19 protein-coding genes, 9 tRNA genes and 2 other annotated features are annotated in these 21,859 nt (G+C 43.0%); of the genes, 17 read left to right on the top strand and 11 right to left on the bottom strand.

What is annotated here, in order from left to right; all coding sequences use genetic code 11:
- Positions 1 to 238 precede the first annotated feature (238 nt).
- Positions 239 to 1,297 (top strand): ATP-grasp domain-containing protein, encoded by a 1,059-nt coding sequence (locus E4K68_RS15825; protein WP_135379889.1) that lies wholly within the window; start codon positions 239 to 241, stop codon positions 1,295 to 1,297.
- A 186-nt stretch (positions 1,298 to 1,483) separates the two neighbouring features.
- On the opposite strand, the gene E4K68_RS15820 is transcribed toward E4K68_RS15825, so the two are convergent.
- Positions 1,484 to 1,993, bottom strand: a complete 510-nt coding sequence (locus E4K68_RS15820) for a flavin reductase (protein WP_135379888.1) — start codon at positions 1,991 to 1,993, stop codon at positions 1,484 to 1,486.
- A 347-nt stretch (positions 1,994 to 2,340) separates the two neighbouring features.
- Between E4K68_RS15820 and E4K68_RS15815 the strand changes: the two genes are divergently transcribed.
- On the top strand, positions 2,341 to 2,961 hold the full coding sequence (locus E4K68_RS15815) for a nitroreductase family protein (protein ID WP_135379887.1): 621 nt from the start codon (positions 2,341 to 2,343) through the stop codon (positions 2,959 to 2,961).
- Between the two features lie 198 nt (positions 2,962 to 3,159).
- Here E4K68_RS15815 and E4K68_RS15810 read toward each other — a convergent pair whose 3' ends face one another.
- Complete coding sequence (locus tag E4K68_RS15810; RefSeq protein ID WP_135379944.1) at positions 3,160 to 3,795, bottom strand: NlpC/P60 family protein; 636 nt, start codon at positions 3,793 to 3,795, stop codon at positions 3,160 to 3,162.
- 294 nt (positions 3,796 to 4,089) lie between these two features.
- On the opposite strand from E4K68_RS15810, the gene E4K68_RS15805 reads away from it, so the two are divergent.
- The 10 genes from E4K68_RS15805 (at position 4,090) to E4K68_RS15760 (ending at position 14,592) form a co-directional block, all read left to right on the top strand.
- Positions 4,090 to 5,037, top strand: a complete 948-nt coding sequence (locus E4K68_RS15805; RefSeq protein WP_135379886.1) for a glutamate mutase L — start codon at positions 4,090 to 4,092, stop codon at positions 5,035 to 5,037.
- Between the two features lie 235 nt (positions 5,038 to 5,272).
- Entirely contained in the window at positions 5,273 to 6,037 is a 765-nt protein-coding gene (locus tag E4K68_RS15800; protein WP_135379885.1) for a MerR family transcriptional regulator, read from the top strand.
- 551 nt (positions 6,038 to 6,588) lie between these two features.
- A complete protein-coding gene (locus tag E4K68_RS15795; protein ID WP_135379884.1) occupies positions 6,589 to 7,755 on the top strand; it encodes an amidohydrolase family protein in 1,167 nt (388 codons plus the stop codon).
- Between the two features lie 112 nt (positions 7,756 to 7,867).
- Positions 7,868 to 8,446: a nitroreductase family protein gene (locus E4K68_RS15790; protein ID WP_135379883.1), complete on the top strand. Its 579-nt coding sequence runs from the start codon at positions 7,868 to 7,870 to the stop codon at positions 8,444 to 8,446.
- A 110-nt stretch (positions 8,447 to 8,556) separates the two neighbouring features.
- Positions 8,557 to 9,363, top strand: a complete 807-nt coding sequence (locus tag E4K68_RS15785) for a DUF3786 domain-containing protein (RefSeq protein WP_135379882.1) — start codon at positions 8,557 to 8,559, stop codon at positions 9,361 to 9,363.
- A 114-nt stretch (positions 9,364 to 9,477) separates the two neighbouring features.
- Positions 9,478 to 9,723, top strand: a binding site (T-box leader).
- A 58-nt stretch (positions 9,724 to 9,781) separates the two neighbouring features.
- Positions 9,782 to 10,027: a binding site (T-box leader), on the top strand.
- 111 nt (positions 10,028 to 10,138) lie between these two features.
- Positions 10,139 to 11,599: an anthranilate synthase component I family protein gene (locus E4K68_RS15780; protein WP_135379943.1), complete on the top strand. Its 1,461-nt coding sequence runs from the start codon at positions 10,139 to 10,141 to the stop codon at positions 11,597 to 11,599.
- On the top strand, positions 11,599 to 12,165 hold the full coding sequence (locus tag E4K68_RS15775; protein ID WP_135379881.1) for an aminodeoxychorismate/anthranilate synthase component II: 567 nt from the start codon (positions 11,599 to 11,601) through the stop codon (positions 12,163 to 12,165). Before E4K68_RS15780 ends, E4K68_RS15775 begins: the two co-directional genes overlap by 1 nt.
- A gap of 14 nt (positions 12,166 to 12,179) precedes the next feature.
- On the top strand, positions 12,180 to 13,199 hold the full coding sequence (trpD, locus tag E4K68_RS15770; RefSeq protein WP_135379880.1) for an anthranilate phosphoribosyltransferase: 1,020 nt from the start codon (positions 12,180 to 12,182) through the stop codon (positions 13,197 to 13,199).
- Positions 13,196 to 13,981, top strand: a complete 786-nt coding sequence (gene trpC, locus E4K68_RS15765) for an indole-3-glycerol phosphate synthase TrpC (protein ID WP_135379879.1) — start codon at positions 13,196 to 13,198, stop codon at positions 13,979 to 13,981. The genes trpD and trpC overlap by 4 nt, the downstream gene beginning before the upstream one ends.
- Complete coding sequence (locus tag E4K68_RS15760; protein ID WP_135379878.1) at positions 13,978 to 14,592, top strand: phosphoribosylanthranilate isomerase; 615 nt, start codon at positions 13,978 to 13,980, stop codon at positions 14,590 to 14,592. The genes trpC and E4K68_RS15760 overlap by 4 nt, the downstream gene beginning before the upstream one ends.
- A 125-nt stretch (positions 14,593 to 14,717) precedes the next feature.
- Here E4K68_RS15760 and E4K68_RS15755 read toward each other — a convergent pair.
- The 9 genes from E4K68_RS15755 to E4K68_RS15715 all read right to left on the bottom strand — a co-directional run bounded on the left by E4K68_RS15755 (position 14,718) and on the right by E4K68_RS15715 (position 15,516).
- A tRNA-Gly gene (locus tag E4K68_RS15755) sits at positions 14,718 to 14,791 on the bottom strand.
- Between the two features lie 5 nt (positions 14,792 to 14,796).
- Positions 14,797 to 14,873, bottom strand: a tRNA-Met gene (locus tag E4K68_RS15750).
- A gap of 1 nt (position 14,874) precedes the next feature.
- A tRNA-Asn gene (locus tag E4K68_RS15745) sits at positions 14,875 to 14,949 on the bottom strand.
- An 8-nt stretch (positions 14,950 to 14,957) separates the two neighbouring features.
- A tRNA-Ser gene (locus E4K68_RS15740) sits at positions 14,958 to 15,048 on the bottom strand.
- 14 nt (positions 15,049 to 15,062) lie between these two features.
- Positions 15,063 to 15,147 (bottom strand) — tRNA-Leu (locus E4K68_RS15735).
- A 39-nt stretch (positions 15,148 to 15,186) separates the two neighbouring features.
- Positions 15,187 to 15,263, bottom strand: a tRNA-Arg gene (locus E4K68_RS15730).
- A 5-nt stretch (positions 15,264 to 15,268) separates the two neighbouring features.
- Positions 15,269 to 15,343 (bottom strand) — tRNA-Gly (locus E4K68_RS15725).
- 8 nt (positions 15,344 to 15,351) lie between these two features.
- Positions 15,352 to 15,428 (bottom strand) — tRNA-Lys (locus E4K68_RS15720).
- A gap of 4 nt (positions 15,429 to 15,432) precedes the next feature.
- Positions 15,433 to 15,516: transfer RNA gene (locus tag E4K68_RS15715), tRNA-Tyr, on the bottom strand.
- A 285-nt stretch (positions 15,517 to 15,801) separates the two neighbouring features.
- On the opposite strand from E4K68_RS15715, the gene E4K68_RS15710 reads away from it, so the two are divergent.
- The 5 genes from E4K68_RS15710 to E4K68_RS15690 all read left to right on the top strand — a co-directional run bounded on the left by E4K68_RS15710 (position 15,802) and on the right by E4K68_RS15690 (position 21,811).
- A complete protein-coding gene (locus tag E4K68_RS15710; RefSeq protein WP_135379877.1) occupies positions 15,802 to 16,233 on the top strand; it encodes a DUF2695 domain-containing protein in 432 nt (143 codons plus the stop codon).
- 520 nt (positions 16,234 to 16,753) lie between these two features.
- Positions 16,754 to 18,163 (top strand): sigma 54-interacting transcriptional regulator, encoded by a 1,410-nt coding sequence (locus E4K68_RS15705; RefSeq protein ID WP_135379876.1) that lies wholly within the window; start codon positions 16,754 to 16,756, stop codon positions 18,161 to 18,163.
- A 332-nt stretch (positions 18,164 to 18,495) separates the two neighbouring features.
- Positions 18,496 to 19,347, top strand: coding sequence for a 3-hydroxyacyl-CoA dehydrogenase NAD-binding domain-containing protein (locus E4K68_RS15700; protein ID WP_135379875.1), 852 nt, complete (start codon positions 18,496 to 18,498; stop codon positions 19,345 to 19,347).
- A gap of 72 nt (positions 19,348 to 19,419) precedes the next feature.
- Positions 19,420 to 20,202, top strand: coding sequence for an enoyl-CoA hydratase-related protein (locus E4K68_RS15695; RefSeq protein ID WP_135379874.1), 783 nt, complete (start codon positions 19,420 to 19,422; stop codon positions 20,200 to 20,202).
- A gap of 265 nt (positions 20,203 to 20,467) precedes the next feature.
- Entirely contained in the window at positions 20,468 to 21,811 is a 1,344-nt protein-coding gene (locus tag E4K68_RS15690; protein ID WP_135379873.1) for an acetyl-CoA hydrolase/transferase C-terminal domain-containing protein, read from the top strand.
- Positions 21,812 to 21,859 lie beyond the last annotated feature (48 nt).

Raw genomic sequence — 21,859 nt, 5'->3', positions numbered from 1 at the left:
AGTATGAATGTAACAAACTATGATTTTGGTAATTCTTTTTCATCATGTCTTAATGAGGCTTGTTTGGTCTTGAATTTAACGTCAGAAGTAGGTTTGTTTCTTCTGTTAGCGGGTTACCAAGAAGGGATTCTAAGTGACCTGTGGTGTGATGTGAAAGAATATATACACAATAGGGGTATGTCTTTAGGCATTTTTGTTTATCCTACTAAGGAATCAAAGGGAGGTAAACAAGCTAACCATGCCTAATCAGACCAAAGTCATTCGAAATCCTAAAAAACCAATTAGAGTCTATTTTAATCGTTGTTTTTCTACGACTCCTAAAATCATTCAGCGACTTCTAAGTTTTTCGGACATTCATAGATTTAAGATTTACATTTCGCATGGCTGCGTAAATAACTACTTGCAAGAGGTTGCGGATTATTTCGAAGTGGAACCGTCACTAGATGGGAAGAACTATGTTGACTACTGCCTGAATTTTTGTCTTAAACATGAGATCGAATTATTTGTGCCGAGATATAATGTAACCACGTTAATCAACTACAAGGAAGAGTTTGATCGTATTGGGGTCAAAGTGATGTTTATCGGATCTTCTGAGATTTATCAACTTCTGGAGAGTAAAATAAAAACTTACGAGGTTTTGAGTAATATCGATATTGTGGCGATTCCAAAGACATTTTGCGTTAAAAACTATGAGGACTTTCAAATCGCATACACTAAAATAATTGAAATTGGGAGCAGCGCTTGTATGAAGCCTATCTCCGGGATTGGCGGAAATGGCTTCAAGAAAATCATAGAGACTATGACCGAGATCGATGAGCTTTATCAATCGACAGGTTCCACGATTTCGAAGGATAGGATAGCACGAATCTTAAAGGATTCTCAAAATGTGGAGCCGTTTATCGTGATGGAATACCTAGAGGGGGACGAATTTAGTATTGATTGTTTGGCGAATAAGGGAGAACTGATCAGGGCCATACCTAGAAGAAAGCTAGACTTTTACCGCCAAAACATTGAACATAGAGAAGATTTGATAGCTATAGCTCAGAAACTTACTAAAAAGTTCAACTTAAACTATTTGTATAATATTCAGCTCAAATATCACAAAGGAAAAGTCTACCTTATTGAAATTAACACCCGAATGTCCGGCGGGATTCACAAGTCTAGTTTAGCGGGGGTTAATTTTCTCTATCTTGCCATTAAGCTCCTAATGGGGGAGGCTGTCACTAATCGAGAGGCGATACGTTGGGATTTTCAAATACGCACGATCGAGAACTATGAGCTTACAGACCTTGGATAGCACTTTTACGTATTTATCGCATTAGGTAAGTATACCGAAGAACAACATCTATAAGATGATAAATTGGCATTGAAACGACGAAATTCTCGAACAAAAGGGGTTGTAACAGTTAAGTTACAGCCCCTTTTCATAAAATAAGTTGTCGGAATCGACTTATGTCCTTTAGTGCTGGCATCAGCTACTTTGTTACTCCTTCACAAGTATTTTTGTGATTTCGGAAATATATAAAGTGTGATGATCAACATCCGGATACCATTCTCTGTTTAGTTCTTGGGCTATGAAGGACTCTGGTTTGAACTCTTGCGCATATAATTTTTTGCAGAAAATCGCTATACCTGCTTCTTCAAAATACGGAGTATCGTCCATATGGAGAATTGTTAAGTTCGATTTTCCGATTTTATCTTCATCTCTGCCCGATACAGTCCCAAGATAACCTAACTGTTTTTTAAAACTGTTATCAAGAAACGTTAATGAAAATGTGTTGGAATTATCTATAAATTCCTTGGTGAAGCGCTGTGGACGGATTACAATATAGGCGACATTTTTATTCCACATTACACCAAAACCGCCCCACGAGGCTGTCATTGTGTTCACCTTTCCATCCTTTTCGGCGGTAATGAGCATCCAATCTTTACCTATAAGCTTAAACGGACTTTGCTCAAATTGTTCTGGTTTGAGTTCATTGAATTTAGACATAACACCACTCTCCTTTTGTTTAACATTTAATCGTCTATGTATGTACTGACTCCGTAGTAAACAGCGATTAGCGCACCATTTCTAAATTGATCCGGTTCAAAGAAGAATTGTTTCGTCGATGCTCAAACCTTACCGCTTTGAGTACAGTTGTATTGAAATATAGTATACAAGGGTCTTTACTCGAAAGCAAAGTGACCACTAGATTTTTGAAGCCAATAAGAAGCTCACTCATCAATATAAACCGCTGATACGTCCCTAGTTATGAATATTTAAGCATTAAATCTGACAAACGATGGAAGACTATAGAAAGGTTTTTTCGACGAGAAATCTCAAGGAGGAGTTAAAACATGTCAACCCCGTCAATCGTTGATATTATGTATGAACGTCATTCTGTAAGAAAGTATACGAATCAGAAAATTACAAGGGACGTATTGAAAAAGATCATTCAAGTTGCCGGTAGTGCTCCATCTGCTTGGAATCTCCAGCATTGGAAATTCATTGTAGTGGAGGATCAAAGACTCAAGGACAAATTATGTGAAGCAGCCTATGGCCAACAGCAAGTAAAAGATGCGGCAGCTTCTATCGTCATCTTAGGAGATACCCAAGCCAACTTGAACGCTGAGGGAATATACTCGGCGGCGGTAAATGCTGGATATATGCCTGAATCAGCCGGGAAAAATATCATGGATAATATTAAAAACGTCTACGATAATGTTCCAAATGCGGGCGTTCAACTCGCCCTTCAGAATTCCTCGTATGCGGCGATGCAATTGATGCTTGCTGCCAAAGCGGAAGGGATTGATTCTTGCCCGATGTCCGGCTATGATTCTCAAGCCGTCCGGACTATATTAGAAATTCCCGATCGATATATTCCTACTTTATTGGTCACGTTGGGCTATGCTTCAGAGCCGGCTCATGGAAGTGGCCGTTTTCCCGTAGAACAAATTTTGGTCTACGACAAATTCTGATGAGATAATTTTATATAAAGGTTAAAGCTCTTGAAGTTTATGACAAGGGTGAATTAAAACTGATGTAAGAGGCCCATAATCCACTACTAAAATGGATTATGGGCCTCTTCTAAAAAATTAAAGAGAGGGTAAATGCTGCCTGCTAAAGTTTCTAATATCTTAGAGCATGTCTTCTGAATTTATTTCAGGTAATGGGCTTTACAACATACGTTTGGCCCCGACATATACGTTGGCCCAATAAGGAGTAAAGCTGTAAATAGCAATTCCCTTACTACTAGTTGCACTGATGAATTGATTATTCCCAATATAGATGCCTACATGACTAATTTGCGTTCCAGAGGTAAGGTTAAAGAAAACCAGGTCACCTGGAATGAGATCGCTAAAGGCCACTGGGGTACCGACTCCGTATTGATCAAGGCTAACACGTGGCAAAGAAATATTATGGCTAGCAAAAACATAACGTGTAAAGCCAGAGCAGTCAAAGCCCTCAGGAGTAGTGCCTCCCCATTTATAGGGAACGCCTAAGAAACCTTTGGCAGTACTAATGATTTGCGTAGTAGTTTTTTCCTGAGGTGAAATAGTTGCTTTTTTTAAGGCTTCTTGTGTTTGTGGCCCGGCAATTCCATCTGCTAATAAATGGTTATCCTGTTGAAACTTCTGAACAGCAACTTTGGTTTTACTTCCGTAAATACCGTCCACTGACCCAAGATCATAATTTAAGGTTTGGAGCTCTGATTGCAAAATGCGGATTTCCGTACCGGTTGTCCCAACCGTTAATGTTGCGGCTTGGGTTACTGAAGATGAGGAGATTATAGTTGTTAAGACTAACGTCATTAAAATAATGCATTTTTTCACTTGAAAGACCCCTTTCATGTTACTAGTTGCTTTCAAGGCCCGCAAAGTGAAGTATACATGCTAACTACCTAGAAAAATAGTACAAGTTGTTGGATAAAATACCGGTTATAAACTTTCCTGGAATTTTATATTAAAATTGGTTTACACCGCGCAAAAGGCGCTCGAAAAGTCAAGAATGGCATCCTCACAGTCTTTAATAGTATTTGCAAGCTTTTTAATTTTCAGGGCACTATAATATCTACCTAGAAATTGCCAAAGTGAGGGAGAAGAAATATGCAAAAGGTTTTAGTGTCCGAAATTGGGAGTGAGATGACGGTTGTAAATGCCTTTAGTGATTTAGATACGGAGAATCCTAGGTTACTTGGCCAAGGGGTTTCTCCGACGACACTACTCGATGGGGATGTCGAAATTGGAATAAGATTGGCTGTAACAGATTTAGAAAAAGATATTGGGCCAGTTGGTTCTTTAGGTAAAATTCCATTTTATGCTACGAGTTCGGCATCGACATGGCGCAACGTTCAGGAGGGCAATGGACAAAATACTCTTAATGCTCTGGAAATTCAGGATAGTTTGCAGATTGTCACTGGTAGGATATTGCCAACTCCAAGAGCAATCATGAAGGCTGTTCAACTGATTTATGAAGAAGTAGGAGATGTCTTAGTCCTTGATGTTGGAAGTGAATCTACGGATGTATACTCGGTAACCTTGATGTCGGAACCATTAGCGCAACGAACGGTAGGAGAAGATCTAGGCATTTTTATTAACGCTTTGGCGTTAGTTAAACTCATAGGTGAAAATAAGATTAAGGAGCATCATGGTCAAGACTGGGAAAAACTCTTAAAATCTAGGCCTGAGACGCCGGAAGAAATAGCCCTTAGCGCGGAGTTAACTGCAGCGGCAGTGACCATTGTGTTACAACGGCATAGTGGACGATCTTATAATGATAATGAGGCGGGTGGTAAAGTTACGAGCGTCGCGGGACGGGATTTAACAAAGATTCGATGGATCGTTGGAACAGGTGTGGCACTGACTCAGTTACCGAATGGCCTTGAAATTATGAGGGGAAGCATTCAAGGAATGAAGGATGATTTATTTCCTCAAGGGAGCATAGCTATGTTGTTAGATAAAGATTGTATAATGGCATCCTTGGGAGTTTTAACAACGCCCTTTCGGCAAGGAGCTTGGCAGTTATTGCGTGAATCCTTAGGAGTGGAGAATTAGAAGTAGACCGCTGGACTTTATGCCAGCGGTTTTGTCTTTGCAAACTTGTTTTCCGCCCGGTTCTGGGCGGATTTCTTAGAAGCCATATTAGGAAAGACTAATCTATCATACTTTTTACCTATAAACGAATCCTTATTAAAAGTCAATTTCTCTTAAGTTTAAAGAAACATCTAAAACACCTCTTTACATTGACGCAGCGTAAAGGTGTATAGTAATTTTGTCAGGAGGTGATCACATGGAATACACGGTGCAAAAATTAGGTCGAATGGCGGGTGTAAGTACTCGTACTCTGAGATATTATGACGAGATAGGAATTCTTAAGCCGGCAAGAATTAGCTCGTCAGGGTATCGAATTTATGGTCAAGCTGAAGTTGATCGGTTGCAACAAATTCTTTTTTATAGAGAGTTAGGCGTGGGCTTAGAAACTATTAAAGCTATTATGACAGCACCTTCTTTCGACGGTGCAAAGGCACTGAGAGAACATCGTGAGAAGCTTCTTGAAAAAAGAGTGCAGTTGAATGTGTTACTTTCCAATATTGATAAGACTATTTCGCTAACCGAAGGGAGAATTATCATGTCGAATAAAGAAAAATTTGAAGGCTTTAAGCAAAAACTCGTGGATGACAATGAAGCAAAGTATGGCAAGGAAATTCGCGAGAAATATGACGATGAAACGATTAAGAAGTCAAATCAAAAAGTTGCGAGTATGTCGCGAGAGCAATACGACGAAGTAACGAAGCTTGCTAATGAGGTTATCGAAACCCTACATTCTGCTTTTAAAACGGGCGACCCTGCTGGAAAACTCGCTCAAAAAACAGCAGATCTCCATCGTCAGTGGCTATGCTATTATTGGGATAGCTATTCAAAAGACGCCCATGCTGGACTTGCTCAAATGTATGTGGATGATCCAAGATTTACGGCATACTATGATGAAAAACAACCGGGCGCTGCAGAATTCCTAAGAGATGCGGTCTTCATTTATACGGGTACGAAAAAATAAGACGACGAGACTGTGGGATAAAAGCCACGTTTAAAATGGTGGCTCTTTATCAAAAACATCAAAAATCATTAAAGTTTTGATTCTTATATTAGGGAAGTCTTTATCATTAATCTTGAGGTGAGAAATTGTGCATATTGTTTATCTAGATTGGTTAACGATAAGATCGATTGTTCGGACATGTATTCCACCCCTTACAGATTACTTTTAATTCAGCACAATTCATGAACCCCCATTGAATCATCAAGTGAAGCAGGTTCACCAATCAGAAAAACAACCGAATACTCGCATCTAATTAAGAGCCCACACAAAAGCAGGTTTTAATAGAAAAATGAGTAGGAAAATTGAAGTATATGGCGAATACCTTTATTTAGGGAGCCATCTCTATCCATCTGAGATATCTATGATGGAAGGGAGCATGGCAAAGGGCATTGGGTCTACCTATGAAAAATCAAGGGGATAGTTGAGAGATTTTTACGCTCATGAAAGGAAGCAGATTATGAACATGGATGTTATAACAACAACCTTGAAATACACGCTTGACGTATAGGGTAATGAATATTTCGTGCAGTGCAGAACAAAAATTTTTCGAGATTCCTTATGAAGGAGAAGCGGTCGTCGCAGGGTTTTGGAGCCCCGAGCTGGGCTTGTGCTCCCAATCGGTGCTTCTGAAATGGAAGGAGGGTAAGGTCAACTCCTTGCAGCCTTTAGACCATTTAGAAAGTTACCCTAAAACGACACTGCTTTGGGATTCCTATTTCCTGTTGCCTGGATGGATAGATGCCCATGTGCATTTAGCGTTAGATAGCCTAGATTTTTATCAGTGCTTGGAGAATTGGGCTCAGCCTTTCTTGATTGAGGAAAACATCAAGGGTTTTTTGCAGCATTATCTTGAGATGGGAATTGTGGCTATTCGAGATGGTGGTGACTTACCCGGCTTTTCTTGGAGGGCAAAAAAAAAGGTCAAGGAAGGAGTATGGTCTGGACCTAGGGTCATATCTGTACATGAGGCTGTGAATCGAGCGGGAATGTATGGTCGTTTTTTGGGTCGTGGCTTCAAAGATCTTTTAGAGTGGCGGGAGAAGGAGATTGATTTCTTCGGCCAAGGCATAGATCAACTCAAAGTCGTCGTGACAGGATTGATCAAGTTTGATGATTTTCAGGGGGTAGGTCCAACTCAATGGACGGTTGAGGAGTTAGGAGAGGTCGTCGAGGCGGCTCATAAACGTGGAATACCCGTCATGGCTCATGCTAGTGGGGAAGAGGGAATTTCCGTGGCCATAACGGCTGGGGTTGATTCGATTGAACACGGATATTATATGAAGACCGGACAACTTGAGCGTATGAAAGAAAAAGGAATTGCCTGGGTCCCAACGGTCGCACCAATCGGAAATCTCTTGAAATATCCCACGGATCGTTACTCTTCCCATGAAATCGATACGTTGAAACGCATTCTGGAGGTGCAACTTACTAAAATCCGCGAGGCCTATCATTTAAAAGTCCGACTGGGTGTAGGCACAGATGCTGGTGCTTATCGAGTACCGCACGCACAGAGCTTTTATGATGAAATGGACTGGATGGTTCAAGCCGGGATTCCGAAGTTGGAAGTCTACCGAATGGCCACTCATGAAAATGCTCAGATTCTCGGTAGCCCTGAATTGGGGAGGTTAGACGTCGGAACCCCAATGAGTTTACTTCAACTTGTGAGTGACTTAAGATAACCTGCTAAAGAGTCATATTAGTATGGGTCTCTTAGCAGGTTTTGGGTTTCAAGGCAAAAGCTAAGAAATAATGTAAAATGTAACTCTTGGCTAAACAAGGAGGACTATGATAATGATTCGTGAACTTATTGAAAAAAACCGGACCTATCGCCGATTTTATCAAGACGTAGATGTCAGTCAGCAGACCTTAAGAGAACTTATTGATCTTGCAAGACTTTCTTCAACAGGTGGGAACCACCAATCGTTAAAGTTCTTTTTATCTCAAAGGCTCGAAACAAATCAACGGATTTTCAAAACATTAAAATGGGCTGGTTACTTAAAAGACTGGGACGGGCCAGAAGAAGGGGAGAGGCCTAGTGCCTACGTGATCGTGCTTCATGATCAAAAAATCAGTAAAGGTTTCTTCTGGGACCATGGAATTGCCATTCAGAGCATTTTGTTGGGTGCAACCGAAAAAGGGTTAGGAGGCTGCCAATTTAATGCGATTGATCGTGTCGCTCTAGCCCAAGAACTGAACTTACCCGGTCATTTTGAAATCGTATCTGTGATTGCTTTGGGTAAACCAAAAGAGGTGGTAGTCATAGAAAAATTAGGTGAATCCGGAGACATAAAATACTGGAGAGATCAGCAAGGAATTCATCATGTGCCCAAACGTGCCCTAGATGACTTAATATTTACTCATAATCGTTAACACAAGCTAAGCAACCCCGCTGGCGCTGTCAGACGTTTAGCGTTGAATTATAACAAAGTTTTATGCCCCAAATGCTTTATCAGTGAATCTATTGGAAGGGGTAATGCGATATGTCACAACTAGATAATCCTCTGGAAATTTACAAGTTACTTCCAAAAACAAATTGTAAACTGTGTGGGGTGGCGACCTGCTTGGCGTTTGCCGCTGCGGTAATAAAGGGAGAAAAACGGCTCAACGAATGCCCTCATATGGAGAGCAAGATCATTGAGGAACTTGATGGGAAAATTATCAAACAAGCGACCCCTGAGGAGCAACTGAAGCAAATACTCGAGCCGTTGAAACGAAAAGTTGCTACCATTGATTTTTCTGCATCTGTGGAACGATTGGGGGCTACGCTTTCTGGTAATAAGTTGACCATTAAGTGTCTTGGAAAGGACTTTAAGGTTGATCCTGAGGGGAATATTACATCTGACTGCCATATTAATGAATGGGTGACGGTACCATTACTCAACTATATTATTGACAGTGCAGGAAATGATCTTTCCATGAAATGGGTTCCGTTCAGGGAACTTAGTAATAAGACAATATGGGATTCATATTTCGAACATAAGTTTGAAAAACCTTTAAAACAACTTACTGATAACCATCCTGATCTTATTAAGGACATGATTTGTATTTTTAGCGGAAAGCCAGTGGAGACTAGTTTCTCTTCTGATATTTCCCTTGTGTTACACCCTCTCCCAAAGCTTCCAATGCTCCTTTGTTACACTAAACCAGAAGAGGAACTAGAATCCAAGCTTAACGTTTTTTTCGATTCGTCTGCGGAGGGCAATCTCAACATTGATTCTATTTATAGACTTAGCGTTGGGCTATTGGTGATGTTTCAAAAGATTACTTCCAGGCACATTAAGCCATGAAAAATTCGCACAGATATCCGGGGAAATTGTGCGGAGCCCTGCGTTAAAATTGCATCATAAAAGTTGAAAATAGGTTGACAAATAATGCTATAACGTTTATTCTTTATTACATTAGATAAACCGATGAGCAAGAGAAGTAGGTTTAGGAACGTATTACAGAGAGTCGCCGGTTGGTGGGAAGGCGGTATACAGGAATTCACTGAATGGACTTGCGAGGGCGACTTGAAACCGAAAGGGAGTAGACGTCGACGGGAACCCTCCCGTTACCAGTGGGGTGCGCATGATGGTGCGTAAAACGAGTGGGTAATTTATTTACCAATTTGGGTGGTATCGCAGAAGCTAAAAGCTTTTGTCCCTTGACAGGGGCAAAGGCTTTTTTAATGCGTCAAATACGCTTTATAATCCGAAAAACTAAATATATAAACCGATGAGCAAGACAAGTAGGTTTAGGAACGTATTACAGAGAGCCGCCGGTTGGTGGGAAGGCGGTATACAGGAATTCACTGAATGGACTTGCGAGGGCGACTTGAAACCGAAAGGGAGTAGACGTCGACGGGAACCCTCCCGTTATCAGTGGGGTGCGCATGATAGTGTGTAAAACGAGTGGGTAATTTATTTACCAATTTGGGTGGTATCGCAGAAGCTAAAAGCTTTTGTCCCTTAACGGGGGCAATAGCTTTTTTTATTGCTCAAAAACCCTTTAAAATCTGAAAAGAAGGAGTTTCATCCTATTATCTTCTGAAATAAGGGTAATCGATGAAATAAGGTGAAGATGATGAATAAACCGGATTGTGAAAGAATACTGACATTAGCTAAGGAGTACAGCATAATACCCATATGTCGGGAAATCTATGCTGATATTATCACTCCTATTACACTGCTGCGCAAGTTGTCCGGTATTAGCAAACGCTACTATCTGTTGGAAAGCGTAGAGGGGGGAGAAAAGTGGGGTCGTTACTCCTTTCTGGGATTCGATCCGCTGATGCGAGTGTCCTGTAAGGAACAAATGGTTACGATCGAGCGGAATGGTGATATCACCAGAATACAAACCAATAACCCTTTGGAAGTGCTGCGGGAAATTCAGAAGGACTATAAATCCCCGAAGATGCCTGATATGCCACCCTTTACTGGAGGTTTTGTAGGATATTTCGCTTATGCCATTATTGGTTATACGGAACCGAAATTAAATATAAAACGAGGCGACTGTAACGATTTTGATCTTATGCTGTTTGACAAGGTGATCGCCTATGATCATCTAAAACAAAAGATCTGCATTGTAGTCAATATGAGAACTGACAATGTCCTGAAAAACTACGGACGGGCTATGGCTGAACTCGAAGTCATCGCTGGCATCATACGTGATACACAGCCGTTGCCAAAACTCGAGAGTGAAAAAAATGTGCAATTTACCTGCAATATGAGCAAACAAGAATACTGCTCCATCGTGGGGCGGGTAAAAGAATACATCAGGGATGGGGACATCTTCCAGGCTGTTATCTCCAGGCAGTTTGTCACGCCTTACAGAGGAAGCCTCATGAATGCTTACCGCGTATTGAGAACGACCAATCCCTCCCCCTATATGGTCTATATGAATATCGACGGAGATGAGATTATGAGTTCATCTCCTGAGACGCTTGTGCGCTTGCAAAATGGTCGGCTTACTACTTTTCCAGTGGCGGGCTCCCGCCCGAGGGGGAGAACGGAGGAAGAGGACAAGAAACTGGAACAGGAGCTTTTGGCTGATGAAAAGGAACTTTCTGAACATAATATGCTGGTAGATTTGGGTAGAAACGATCTGGGGAAAATTTCTGAGTACTCTTCTGTCGAGGTCACGGAATATATGATGATTCACCGTTACTCAAAAATCATGCATATCTGTTCTCGGGTAGAAAGCAACATTCTGCCCGAACGTGACGGATACAGCGCCATTGAGGTAGTGTTACCTGCAGGTACTCTTTCCGGCGCACCGAAGATCCGGGCGTGCGAGATTATTGAGGAGTTGGAAAAGGAACCCCGCGGAATCTACGGAGGTGCGCTGGGATATCTGGATTTCACAGGGAATATGGATACCTGTATTGCCATTCGCATGGCTGTAAAGAAAGATGGAAAAGTATATGTTCAGGCAGGCGGCGGCATTGTGGCGGACAGCATACCCGAAAACGAGTATGAGGAATCCGCCAATAAAGCGCTGGCCGTGATGAATGCCATCCGCAATGCAGGGGAGGTGGATGACTAATGATTTTACTGATCGACAATTACGACAGCTTTTCCTATAATCTGGTCCAGCTTGCAGGCGGCATTAACTCAGATATTCGAGTTGTACGAAACGACGAACTGACGGTTGAAGAGATCGAAGCTCTAAATCCCTCCCACATCATTCTTTCACCCGGGCCGGGCTACCCGAAAGACGCCGGCGTCTGCGAAGATGTCGTCCGTAAGCTGGCAGGAAAATCCCCGATCCTCGGGGTCTGTCTAGGACATCAAGGGATTTGTGAAGTATACGGAGCCGAAATCTGTCACGCAAGACAACTCATGCACGGAAAGAAAAGTCACATCCAAATTGACAACACCTTTTCCATCTTCCGAGGGCTTCCGCAACAGATCGACGCGGCACGTTACCATTCCCTGATCGCTCGGAAAGAGACGATGAGCACTCAGCTGCAAGTAATCGCAGAGGACGAACTAGGCGAAGTTATGGCAGTTAAACATAAAGACTATGACGTTTACGGGGTGCAGTTTCATCCAGAATCCATTCTGACCCCGATGGGGCATGTAATTCTAGAAAACTTTTTGGAATTATAAGGAGGAAAATGAAAATGATACAGCAAGCAATACAAGAAGTACTAAATGGAAAAGATCTTGACTTTGAGACCGCAAAAGTGGTTATGAGAGAAATGATGGACGGTACAGCTACCCAAGCTCAGATGGGTGCCTTACTGGCCATACTGCGGATGAAGGGAGAAACAGTCGATGAGATTACGGCCTGCGCGACCGTCATGCGTGAAAATGGGCTGAAGATTAACCCGGTGCGCAAGGTCATCGACATTGTCGGAACAGGCGGCGATGGGGTGGGTAGCTTCAACATCTCCACTACATCTGCTTTTGTGGTCGCGGCAGGCGGGGTACCAGTGGCAAAACACGGCAACCGTGGCGTATCAAGCAAAAGCGGCGCGGCTGATGTACTAGAGTGTCTTGGAATCAACCTGAACCTTTCCCCCGAACAGAGTGAAAAAATCCTGGAGCACAGTAACATCTGCTTTATGTTCGCTCAGCTCTATCATTCTTCTATGAAATACGCAGCACCAGTTCGCCGGGAGATGGGAGTGCGTACCATCTTCAACGTTTTGGGACCACTATCTAATCCAGCAGGAGCCACCATGCAACTCATGGGCGTTTACGATCGGAAGCTGGTGGAACCGCTTGCCCAAGTGCTTTCGAATCTTGGCGTGGTGCGCGGCTTAGCGGTCAGCGGCTGTGACGGCATGGACGAGGTGACACTCACCGGTGAAACTCACGTCTGCGAGATTCGCCATGGTGAACTAACGACCTACGATATCACTCCTGAACAGTTTGGGTTTAATCGCTGCAAGTTACCGGATCTGGCGGGCGGCATGCCTGAAGACAATGCCCAAATTACACGGGACATTCTAAGCGGCAAGGAAAAGGGAGCAAAACGTGATGTAGTGGTGCTCAATGCAGCTATGGCGCTCTATCTTGGCATTGACAACTGCACTGTCGAGGACTGCATCCAAAGGGCAGAGGAACTGATCAACAGCGGAAAAGCTGCTGCCAAACTGGCTGAGTTTTCCAAACTGACCCATGAGGTGCAGCCATGATACTCGATAAACTTGCAGCTTCCGCCCGTACTAGGGTGGAGCAGAACAAAGCACAGATCCCTCTTAGAAAAATCAAAAAAGCAGCCAGAAACATTGGTTCAGAGACAGGCTTTCCGTTTGAAAAGGCGTTGCATAGACAGGACATCAATTTCATCTGTGAAGTCAAAAGAGCATCCCCTTCCAAAGGGCTAATCGCACAAGATTTCCCTTACCTTCAAATTGCCAAAGACTATGAGCAGGCTGGAGCCGCCGCAATCTCCGTGCTAACTGAGCCAGACTATTTTTTAGGTAGAGATGACTATCTTTTTCAAATACAAAAAGCGGTTTCCATTCCTGTCCTGCGCAAGGACTTTACGGTGGATGCTTATCAGATCTATGAGGCAAAAACAATCGGTGCGTCTGCAGTCCTTCTCATTTGTGCCCTACTCGACACACAGACCATCCGCGACTATATTTCATTCTGTGACGATCTTGGTCTGTCCGCGCTGGTAGAAGCTCACGACGAGAGGGAAATTGAATCAGCCCTTGAAGCAGGGGCGCGAATAATCGGGGTTAACAACCGCAATCTCAAGGATTTCACCGTGGATATCCGCAACAGCATGGCCCTTCGAAAACTCGTTCCAGAAAACATCCTCTTTGTGGCGGAAAGCGGAATTCAAACAGCTGCAGACATAGATGTACTACGTCAGTCCAACGTCAACGGCGTGCTGATCGGGGAAACCCTGATGCGCAGTCCGGACAAGGGGAAAATGCTCGAAGAACTGCGGGGAGGAGCCCTATGACACAAATCAAACTTTGCGGACTAACAAGGGAAGAGGACATCGCCGCCGTCAACCGATGGCGGCCTGACTATATTGGTTTTGTGTTTGCAAACAGCCGCCGGCAGGTGACGCCTGAACAGGCGCGCCATCTCAAAGCTGGGTTAGATCCTCATATTAAATCAGTGGGCGTTTTTACTAATGCACTGGTGCAATCCATTATCGAACTATGTGAGACGGGAGTCATCGAAGTAGTACAGCTTCACGGCAATGAAACCGAAGAGTATATCCGGGCGCTCAAACAGAAAACCACGTGCTTCGTGATCAAAGCAATACGAGTACAGAGTACGGAACAGATTCTTCAGGCACAGAAGCTGTCCTGCGACCTGCTTTTACTGGACACTTACCAAAAAGGGCTATACGGCGGCAGCGGAAAAACCTTCGATCGCGCATTAATTCCTACGCTGCATAAACCGTTTTTTCTAGCTGGCGGGTTGGAAAGTGGCAATATCGCTCAGGTAGTTGAGGAATGTCATCCCTTTGGCGTGGATGTAAGCAGCGGTGCCGAAACTGACGGCTTGAAAGATGAAACTAAGATCAAACGGATCATTGAAGCAATTAGATCTATTGGCTAGAAATGGGACCGGAACGCATGTCTTTCTCGTTTCATAGTTATCAAAAAACACCCTATTGATTTCAATAGGGTGTTTTCAAGTATCTTATAAAATTGTTATTTTGTCATGAGCGAGAATATTGATGATGGAGCGGGTGATGAGAATCGAACTCACGTAGCTAGCTTGGAAGGCTAGTGCTCTACCATTGAGCTACACCCGCATATGTGGTAGCAGGGGGGGGATTTGAACCCTCGAATGAGCGGGTATGAACCACTTGCCTTAGACCACTTGGCTACCCTGCCATGGCTCCCCGAGTAGGACTCGAACCTACAACCTACCGGTTAACAGCCGGTTGCTCCACCATTGAGCTATCGAGGAATGTATGATGGCGGAGAAGGAGGGATTTGAACCCTCGCGGCAGTTACCCACCCTAACGGTTTAGCAAACCGTCCTCTTCAGCCACTTGAGTACTTCTCCAAATCCTTTAAAGTTGGTGCGGAAGACGGGACTTGAACCCGTACGGTGTTACCCACACGCCCCTCAAGCGTGCGCGTCTGCCAATTTCGCCACTCCCGCATTTGATAATGCCATTAACCTCGATTGAACTGGAAATCTTGGTGCGCTCGGAGGGATTCGAACCCCCGGCCTTCTGATTCGTAGTCAGACGCTCTATCCAGCTGGGCTACGAGCGCGTTTTTGGAGCGGGTGACGAGATTCGGACTCGCGACTTTCACCTTGGCAAGGTGACACTCTACCACTGAGTTACACCCGCAAATTGATTGGTGGGCCATCCGCGACTCGAACGCGGGACACCCTGATTAAAAGTCAGGTGCTCTAGCCGACTGAGCTAATGGCCCGTTTTGGTGGGCAGGGATGGATTCGAACCATCGTACCTCGCGGAACAGATTTACAGTCTGTCGCCTTTAACCACTCGGCCACCTACCCATTTGAGATAAAAACCTTATTATGCTTGTATGGCAGGGGCTCTAGCAACTCAGCTGATTATCTCCAACAGACGATTATTAGTATACACAAAAATATGCTATAGGTCAAAGGGATTTTTTTACCAGGATATCCTTTAATTGAAGATGTTAAATGTTGCTCCCATGAAAATCTGCTTTCATTTTTTTAACCAACGAAGTAAGTATTATAATAGGACTTTGGACAAATGATACTTCATAGTACCTATATAATGAGGTACACCAACTAAACAAACAGGGGGCAATATTCATGCCATTAGCTAGGGGTAAAAAAATAGCCAAGAAAGAAAAACGAAGAGAGCTCAGAGAACAAGTAACCCCAGAAAATGAAGTATTAAAAGACCGAAAATTAATTAAAGAAGAAGTAAATCGTAGAATTATCTCAGGATTGCAAACAATAACTCTAGACTATGACTCTCTGTATAACTATGAGAAGGCAAGTTTAAACAAGGACTCTGATTTATTGAGCCTTCTTTTTCATAGAATGTTTTTTTATAGGTTGAATGAAAAACTCTCAGGATTAACATGCGACCATACCCTCCGCCTGAGCCGTCAAATACTTACTCAGATGCAGTTCAGTCGTGGAAAAATAAACGAGATTTTAGAGGTGCTTAGGAAAAATGGTGGGATTTGTGATTGTGAGATTATTTTTAATGTCGAGAGTCAATTAATAGGTAAATAGATCTTGAACCGAGGATGCAACGGATCTCTTTAAGGTCGATTTAATCTTTCAATGAAGTCTAAGATATTATAAACAACGGCACAAGGGTATTTGCACAACGGTTCAAGCACGGCCCTAATTTTTAGGAGGTTGTGCTTTTTTGGTGCGACTGCATGGGCGCTGTCGCTAGGGTGAAACTCTTTAATGGTTAGGGCTGCATACTGGTACGGAATATATTGGTTAAAAATATATAATGTCTCTAAGAGATTATGATCAGTTTCTATGTTATTTATCTTGAATGAATGGATCTTTATGATATATAGTTCAAGATTAATCATGAATAAATAGAGGAATGTATTGCATTTCTGTCAAATTATATAGAGATATAAGTCTAGGGTAAAATAGACTAAATGATAATTAACTGAATTCATATATTATTTCTCACAACGCTCATTTCCTGAATACTGTATAACGCTAATAATGCATTTGCATGTCTAAGTGATTGTTGGACGAATCGGAGAAGATACGAGGGGGTAGACCGATGGAAGACTTGAAAAACGAGGTATTTATTGAGATTTTGGATGGAATTCTGGAAAATCCCTACATTGGAATCATTTTGGTCGATACCTTGGGCAGAATTAGCAAAGTTAACAAGACCTATCTAGAAATACTGGGTCTGAAGGAAGAAGATGTATTGAACAAGCACATCTTAGAGGTTACGCCTCACTCTAGACTTCCGGAGGTATTAAGGACCAGAGGGGTACATCTAGCTGATTATTGGCCGGTAAATGGTCATGATACCATTGTCTTTCGTATGCCTTTATATAAAGATGAAAAACTGATCGGAGCCATGGGGCAAAGCCTAGTGTTAGGAGCTGCGGGAGCAAAAATTCTTTCCAAAAAGTTGAAAGAGTTAGAAAGAGAACTGACTGTATATAAGGATGTAGTCAGTTGTATATATAGTTCTAAATATTGTTTCAATAATATTGTAGGTGAGGATGAAACCATTCGTAATGTAAAATCCATAGCCCAGCGAGCTTCGAATACTGGATCGACGGTTCTAATCATGGGGGAAAGTGGTACAGGCAAGGAACTTTTCGCCAATGCCATTCACCAGGCCAGTCCGCGGAAGGATCGCCCCTTTGTTAGGGTGAACTGCGCTGCGTTGCCGGACAATCTTTTGGAATCAGAGTTGTTTGGCTATGAAGAAGGAGCATTTACGGGAGCGCGGAAGGGAGGAAAACTGGGCAAATTTGAAATAGCCAACCATGGTACGATATTTCTGGATGAAATTGGGGATATGCCTCTGGCCATGCAAGCCAAATTGCTCATCGTTTTGCAGGAGCGTGAAGTTGAGCGGGTGGGAGGGACCAAACCCATTCGGGTGGATGTTCAAGTAATAGCAGCCACCAACCGTAATCTGGAAGAGATGATGAAAAAAGGTACATTCAGAGAAGATCTCTATTATCGCTTGAATGTGGTAACTCTAAATGTTCCATCCCTGCGTAAACGACCGCGGGATATTTATTTATTGATAAACTACCTCTTGCCTAAATTGAACCAGCGTTTACATACCCAAGTAGAGAACGTATCTGAAGAAGCATTACAGCTACTTTGTAGCTATGATTGGCCGGGTAATGTACGGGAGTTGGAAAATTTACTGGAGAGGGCCATTAACCTGGCAGACTTGAATCAAGACTCTTGTCTTACCCCTGAGTTTTTTCCTTCGTTATCGAGAACAGTGTTGCGACCTGTGCCAAGCATCGAGCCCATTAGCGTTAAGAGCGTTGATAACCTCGGTGAAGCGGTGGGAAAACTGGAAGAGGAAACCATCCGGAGGGTTTTACAGAATACTTACAATAACAAGGCTCAAACCGCTAAAATTCTAGGTCTAAATAAATCGGTTTTGTACCGTAAATTAAGAAAGTATAATTTAATCTCTGATTACTAAGGGCTTTATCCCCAATTTTCAACATTACAAACTTATATTTTTCTTTCGGTTTCCTTAGCCTATCATAGCGGCGATTGGTACTATAGTCGCTTTTTGCAACCCTGGTTCTGATAAAAATAGTCTCATTTTGGGACCCTAGCAATTTATTATCTCTGAATTAATGCTAAGCCGTATCTTCGCATGGCCGAGAATACGGCTTTTTAGCTTTTTAAAATAATCTTGGCGTGGTTGGCATGCTTATTGCTTAATAAACTGTACAAGAAGAGCTAAGGAGGTGAGAGGTAACACGCTAGGAGGCTACGTTTCTATCAAGGATGTAGAGGAGGAGAATGGTGAAAATTAAGAAAATCGGCGTATTAGGGGCTGGCACCATGGGCGCGGGAATTGCTCAAGTAAGCGTTCAAGCAGGATATAGTGTGGTTTTAATAGATGTAGTACCAGAAATAGTGGAAAAGGCCGTTAATGGGTTAAACAAAGCATGGGCTAAAGCGGTGGAAAAAGGGAAATTGACCGCCGAAACCGTAGCTGATTATAAGGCTCTGCTCGTAAGCAGTACAGATATTAACGATTTTAGCGATGTCGATATTGTCATCGAAGCGATTGTAGAGAACATTGAGATAAAGAAAAAAGTCCAAAAGCAACTGGGTGATATTTGTAAGGCTGATGCCATTTTAGCGACCAATACCTCAGCGCTAAGTATTACGGAAATCGCGGCAGCTACCAACCGACCTGACAAAGTGTTGGGAATGCATTTCTTCAATCCGGTAGTCATGATGAAATTAGTGGAAGTAATTCCGGGCGTTGTAACAACCGAAGATGTTGTGCAAACAGTCATAGAATTGGCCAAGAAAATTGGCAAAGAACCAGTACTCGCTAAAGAAAGTCCTGGCTTCATTGTTAACCGTATCTTGGTTCCCTATATAAATGAAGCTGCTAACGTTTTCCAGGAAGGTATCGCTTCAGCTGCAGAAATCGATAAGGCTATGAAACTGGGTGCAGGAATGCCTATGGGTCCCTTGGAGTTGGCAGACCTGGTTGGAATCGATATTATTTTGGCAGTCTGCGAATTTTTCGTCAAAGAATTTGCCGATTCCAAATACCGTCCATCGTTGGCATTTAGACAAAAAGTACGGGCTGGACACCTAGGCAAGAAGACTGGCAAGGGCTTCTATGACTACAATTAGTAGGTAGAATCAGCGAGCTATAGATGGATAATTCGAGCGACACACGAGTGCGCACGGAGGGAAGGTCTAACTATGCAATTCGATAACCTCATTTTGGAAAAAGAAGATGATCTAGCCATACTTTATATTAACCGACCTAAAGCCATGAATGCTCTCAACGCTGAAGCCTTATACGAGTTGGAAGAAGCTATTAAAGAGGTAAAAGCGGATCCAAACGTCAAGGTTATGATCGTGACTGGAATGGGGGACAAATCATTTGTGGCCGGGGCTGACATCTCGTTTATACTTCCACTTTCTCCAGCTGAGGGAAGATTCTTCTCAGATCTAGGAGAACGAGTAATGCGGCAGTTTGAACTTCTGGAAAAACCTGTTATCGCAGCTGTCAACGGCTTTGCACTGGGCGGGGGGTGTGAATTGGCCATGTCTTGCGACATGAGACTAGCCTCGGAAACTGCAGTTTTTGCTTTACCTGAAGTAGGGCTTGGCGTTATACCCGGCTTTGGAGGAACACAAAGGCTTCCGCGTTTGATAGGTGAAGGGCGTGCTAAAGAACTTACGTTCACCGCCGAGGTAATCAATGCCCAAGAAGCGTACCGCTTAGGTTTGGTCAACCATGTTTATCCTCTCGACCAGTTGATGGACCAAGCCAAGAAACTTGCCAGGAAAATTGCCGCCAAGGCTCCACTTGCAGTTGGTTATGCCAAATTTGCCATCAATAAAGGCTTGCAGGTCGATATTGAAACTGCTATGAGCATTGAGTCGGATATGTTCGGGATGTGCTGTGCTACCGCTGATAAGTCTGAAGGAATGAGTGCTTTTGTTGAAAAAAGAAAACCGAAGTTTATGGGTAAGTAACACTTAAATCATGCTACAGCCTAGTAGAGGCAAAAATAGCGTGATGCGACTGATTCATGGATGATTTATTGGTCGAACAATATTTCTGTGGTGCCAACCAAGCGCATACAGATAGTTAAGGGAACAGACTAAGTGAAAAGAATGGTCATAGGGTGATATAGTCCAAATCTTCGAAACGTGAATTTGACAAGAAAAGACTGAATATTGGGACTTAAGCTTTGGCGGGGGATTCTTGGAAATCGTTCATTCATAAGGAGGGGTTGACTTGGATTATAAGAGCGAGTACGAGCGCAAATTCGTCTCGGCTGATGAGGCGGTAAAGGTTGTTAAATCAGGCGATCTTGTTCATTACGGAGAATTTATGATGGCTTCTCATGTGTTGGATGCAGCTTTGGCCAAGAGAAAAGATGAATTAGAAGGGGTCATCATTCGAACCGTTACCTGTCCTTTTCCACCGCAAACGGTTATCAATGATCCGGAAAGAAAGCATTTCATTTATAATGACTGGCACTTCAGTGGAGCGAGTAGAAAGCTCCATGATAAAAATTTGTGCAACTATATACCGCTCAACTATCACGAAGGCCCCAGTTTTTATGACCGGGGTTATGTCCCTGTTGACGTAGCCTTGATCAAGGTTACGCCTCCCGATCAACATGGCTATGTGAACTTGGGGACCTCTAATTCCATTACTCATGCTGTCTGTGACGCTGCTAAAATAGTGATTGCCGAAGTCAATGAGTCCGTACCGAGATGCCTGGGTGGCTCAAGGGAGACCTTACATGTATCCGAAATAGACTATTTTGTTCAGGGCGACAATCGACCCCTGATTCAGCTTCCTGCAGCATCGATATCCGATGTGGATAAAACAATCGCCTCAATAATTCTAGGACAAATCGAGGATGGTGCCTGCCTGCAGTTAGGGATTGGAGCTATGCCTAATGCAGTGGGTGCCATGATAGCCCAATCAGATTTAAAAGACCTAGGCGTTCATACCGAAATGCTAGTAGATTCATTTGTGGATATGTACGAAGCTGGAAGAATTAATGGCCTGCGCAAACAATTAGACAAAGGTAAGATGGTCTATACCTTTGCCATGGGTAGCAATAAGCTCTATAATTTTTTAAATAATAATCCAAATTGTGCAAGTTACCCGGTCGATTATACTAACGATCCAGATATAATTTGTCAAAATGACAACATGATCTGCATTAACAACGCGATAGAAGTGGATCTCTTTGGTCAGGTCGCATCAGAGTCATCAGGAATTAGGCATATTTCAGGAACCGGCGGCCAGTTAGACTATATTTATGGCTCCTATAAATCCAAGGGAGGTAAGGGCCTGATCTGTCTTACCTCTACCTTCACGGATAAAGAGGGAAAGATGCAATCACGTATCAAGCCCACTCTGACGCAGGGGGCGATTGTGACCGTTCCTAGGAGTATCAATTATTATGTGGTCACTGAATACGGTATAGCCATGCTTAAGGCAAAGAGTACGTGGGAAAGAGCCGAAGCTTTGATAAATATTGCTCATCCTGATTTACGCGAGGAACTCATCAAAGAAGCGGAGGCCAATAAAATTTGGGTAAGATCCAACAAGATATCCTAAGACAGTAGATCACCCAAATTCTAAGTATAAACTTAATAAAGGGGTAAT

Source organism: Desulfosporosinus sp. Sb-LF (genome assembly GCF_004766055.1).
GTDB lineage: Bacteria > Bacillota > Desulfitobacteriia > Desulfitobacteriales > Desulfitobacteriaceae > Desulfosporosinus.
This window is presented reverse-complemented; position numbering and strand designations above follow the sequence as displayed.

Bases quoted from the DNA above. Each gene is read 5' to 3' on its own strand.
- E4K68_RS15825 (WP_135379889.1), top strand. From the start codon at position 239: ATGCCTAATCAGACCAAAGTCATTCGAAATCCTAAAAAACCAATTAGA.
- E4K68_RS15820 (WP_135379888.1), bottom strand. From the start codon at position 1,993: ATGTCTAAATTCAATGAACTCAAACCAGAACAATTTGAGCAAAGTCCG.
- E4K68_RS15815 (WP_135379887.1), top strand. From the start codon at position 2,341: ATGTCAACCCCGTCAATCGTTGATATTATGTATGAACGTCATTCTGTA.
- E4K68_RS15810 (WP_135379944.1), bottom strand. From the start codon at position 3,795: ATGACGTTAGTCTTAACAACTATAATCTCCTCATCTTCAGTAACCCAA.
- E4K68_RS15805 (WP_135379886.1), top strand. From the start codon at position 4,090: ATGCAAAAGGTTTTAGTGTCCGAAATTGGGAGTGAGATGACGGTTGTA.
- E4K68_RS15800 (WP_135379885.1), top strand. From the start codon at position 5,273: ATGGAATACACGGTGCAAAAATTAGGTCGAATGGCGGGTGTAAGTACT.
- E4K68_RS15795 (WP_135379884.1), top strand. From the start codon at position 6,589: ATGAATATTTCGTGCAGTGCAGAACAAAAATTTTTCGAGATTCCTTAT.
- E4K68_RS15790 (WP_135379883.1), top strand. From the start codon at position 7,868: ATGATTCGTGAACTTATTGAAAAAAACCGGACCTATCGCCGATTTTAT.
- E4K68_RS15785 (WP_135379882.1), top strand. From the start codon at position 8,557: ATGTCACAACTAGATAATCCTCTGGAAATTTACAAGTTACTTCCAAAA.
- E4K68_RS15780 (WP_135379943.1), top strand. From the start codon at position 10,139: ATGAATAAACCGGATTGTGAAAGAATACTGACATTAGCTAAGGAGTAC.
- E4K68_RS15775 (WP_135379881.1), top strand. From the start codon at position 11,599: ATGATTTTACTGATCGACAATTACGACAGCTTTTCCTATAATCTGGTC.
- trpD (WP_135379880.1), top strand. From the start codon at position 12,180: ATGATACAGCAAGCAATACAAGAAGTACTAAATGGAAAAGATCTTGAC.
- trpC (WP_135379879.1), top strand. From the start codon at position 13,196: ATGATACTCGATAAACTTGCAGCTTCCGCCCGTACTAGGGTGGAGCAG.
- E4K68_RS15760 (WP_135379878.1), top strand. From the start codon at position 13,978: ATGACACAAATCAAACTTTGCGGACTAACAAGGGAAGAGGACATCGCC.
- E4K68_RS15710 (WP_135379877.1), top strand. From the start codon at position 15,802: ATGCCATTAGCTAGGGGTAAAAAAATAGCCAAGAAAGAAAAACGAAGA.
- E4K68_RS15705 (WP_135379876.1), top strand. From the start codon at position 16,754: ATGGAAGACTTGAAAAACGAGGTATTTATTGAGATTTTGGATGGAATT.
- E4K68_RS15695 (WP_135379874.1), top strand. From the start codon at position 19,420: ATGCAATTCGATAACCTCATTTTGGAAAAAGAAGATGATCTAGCCATA.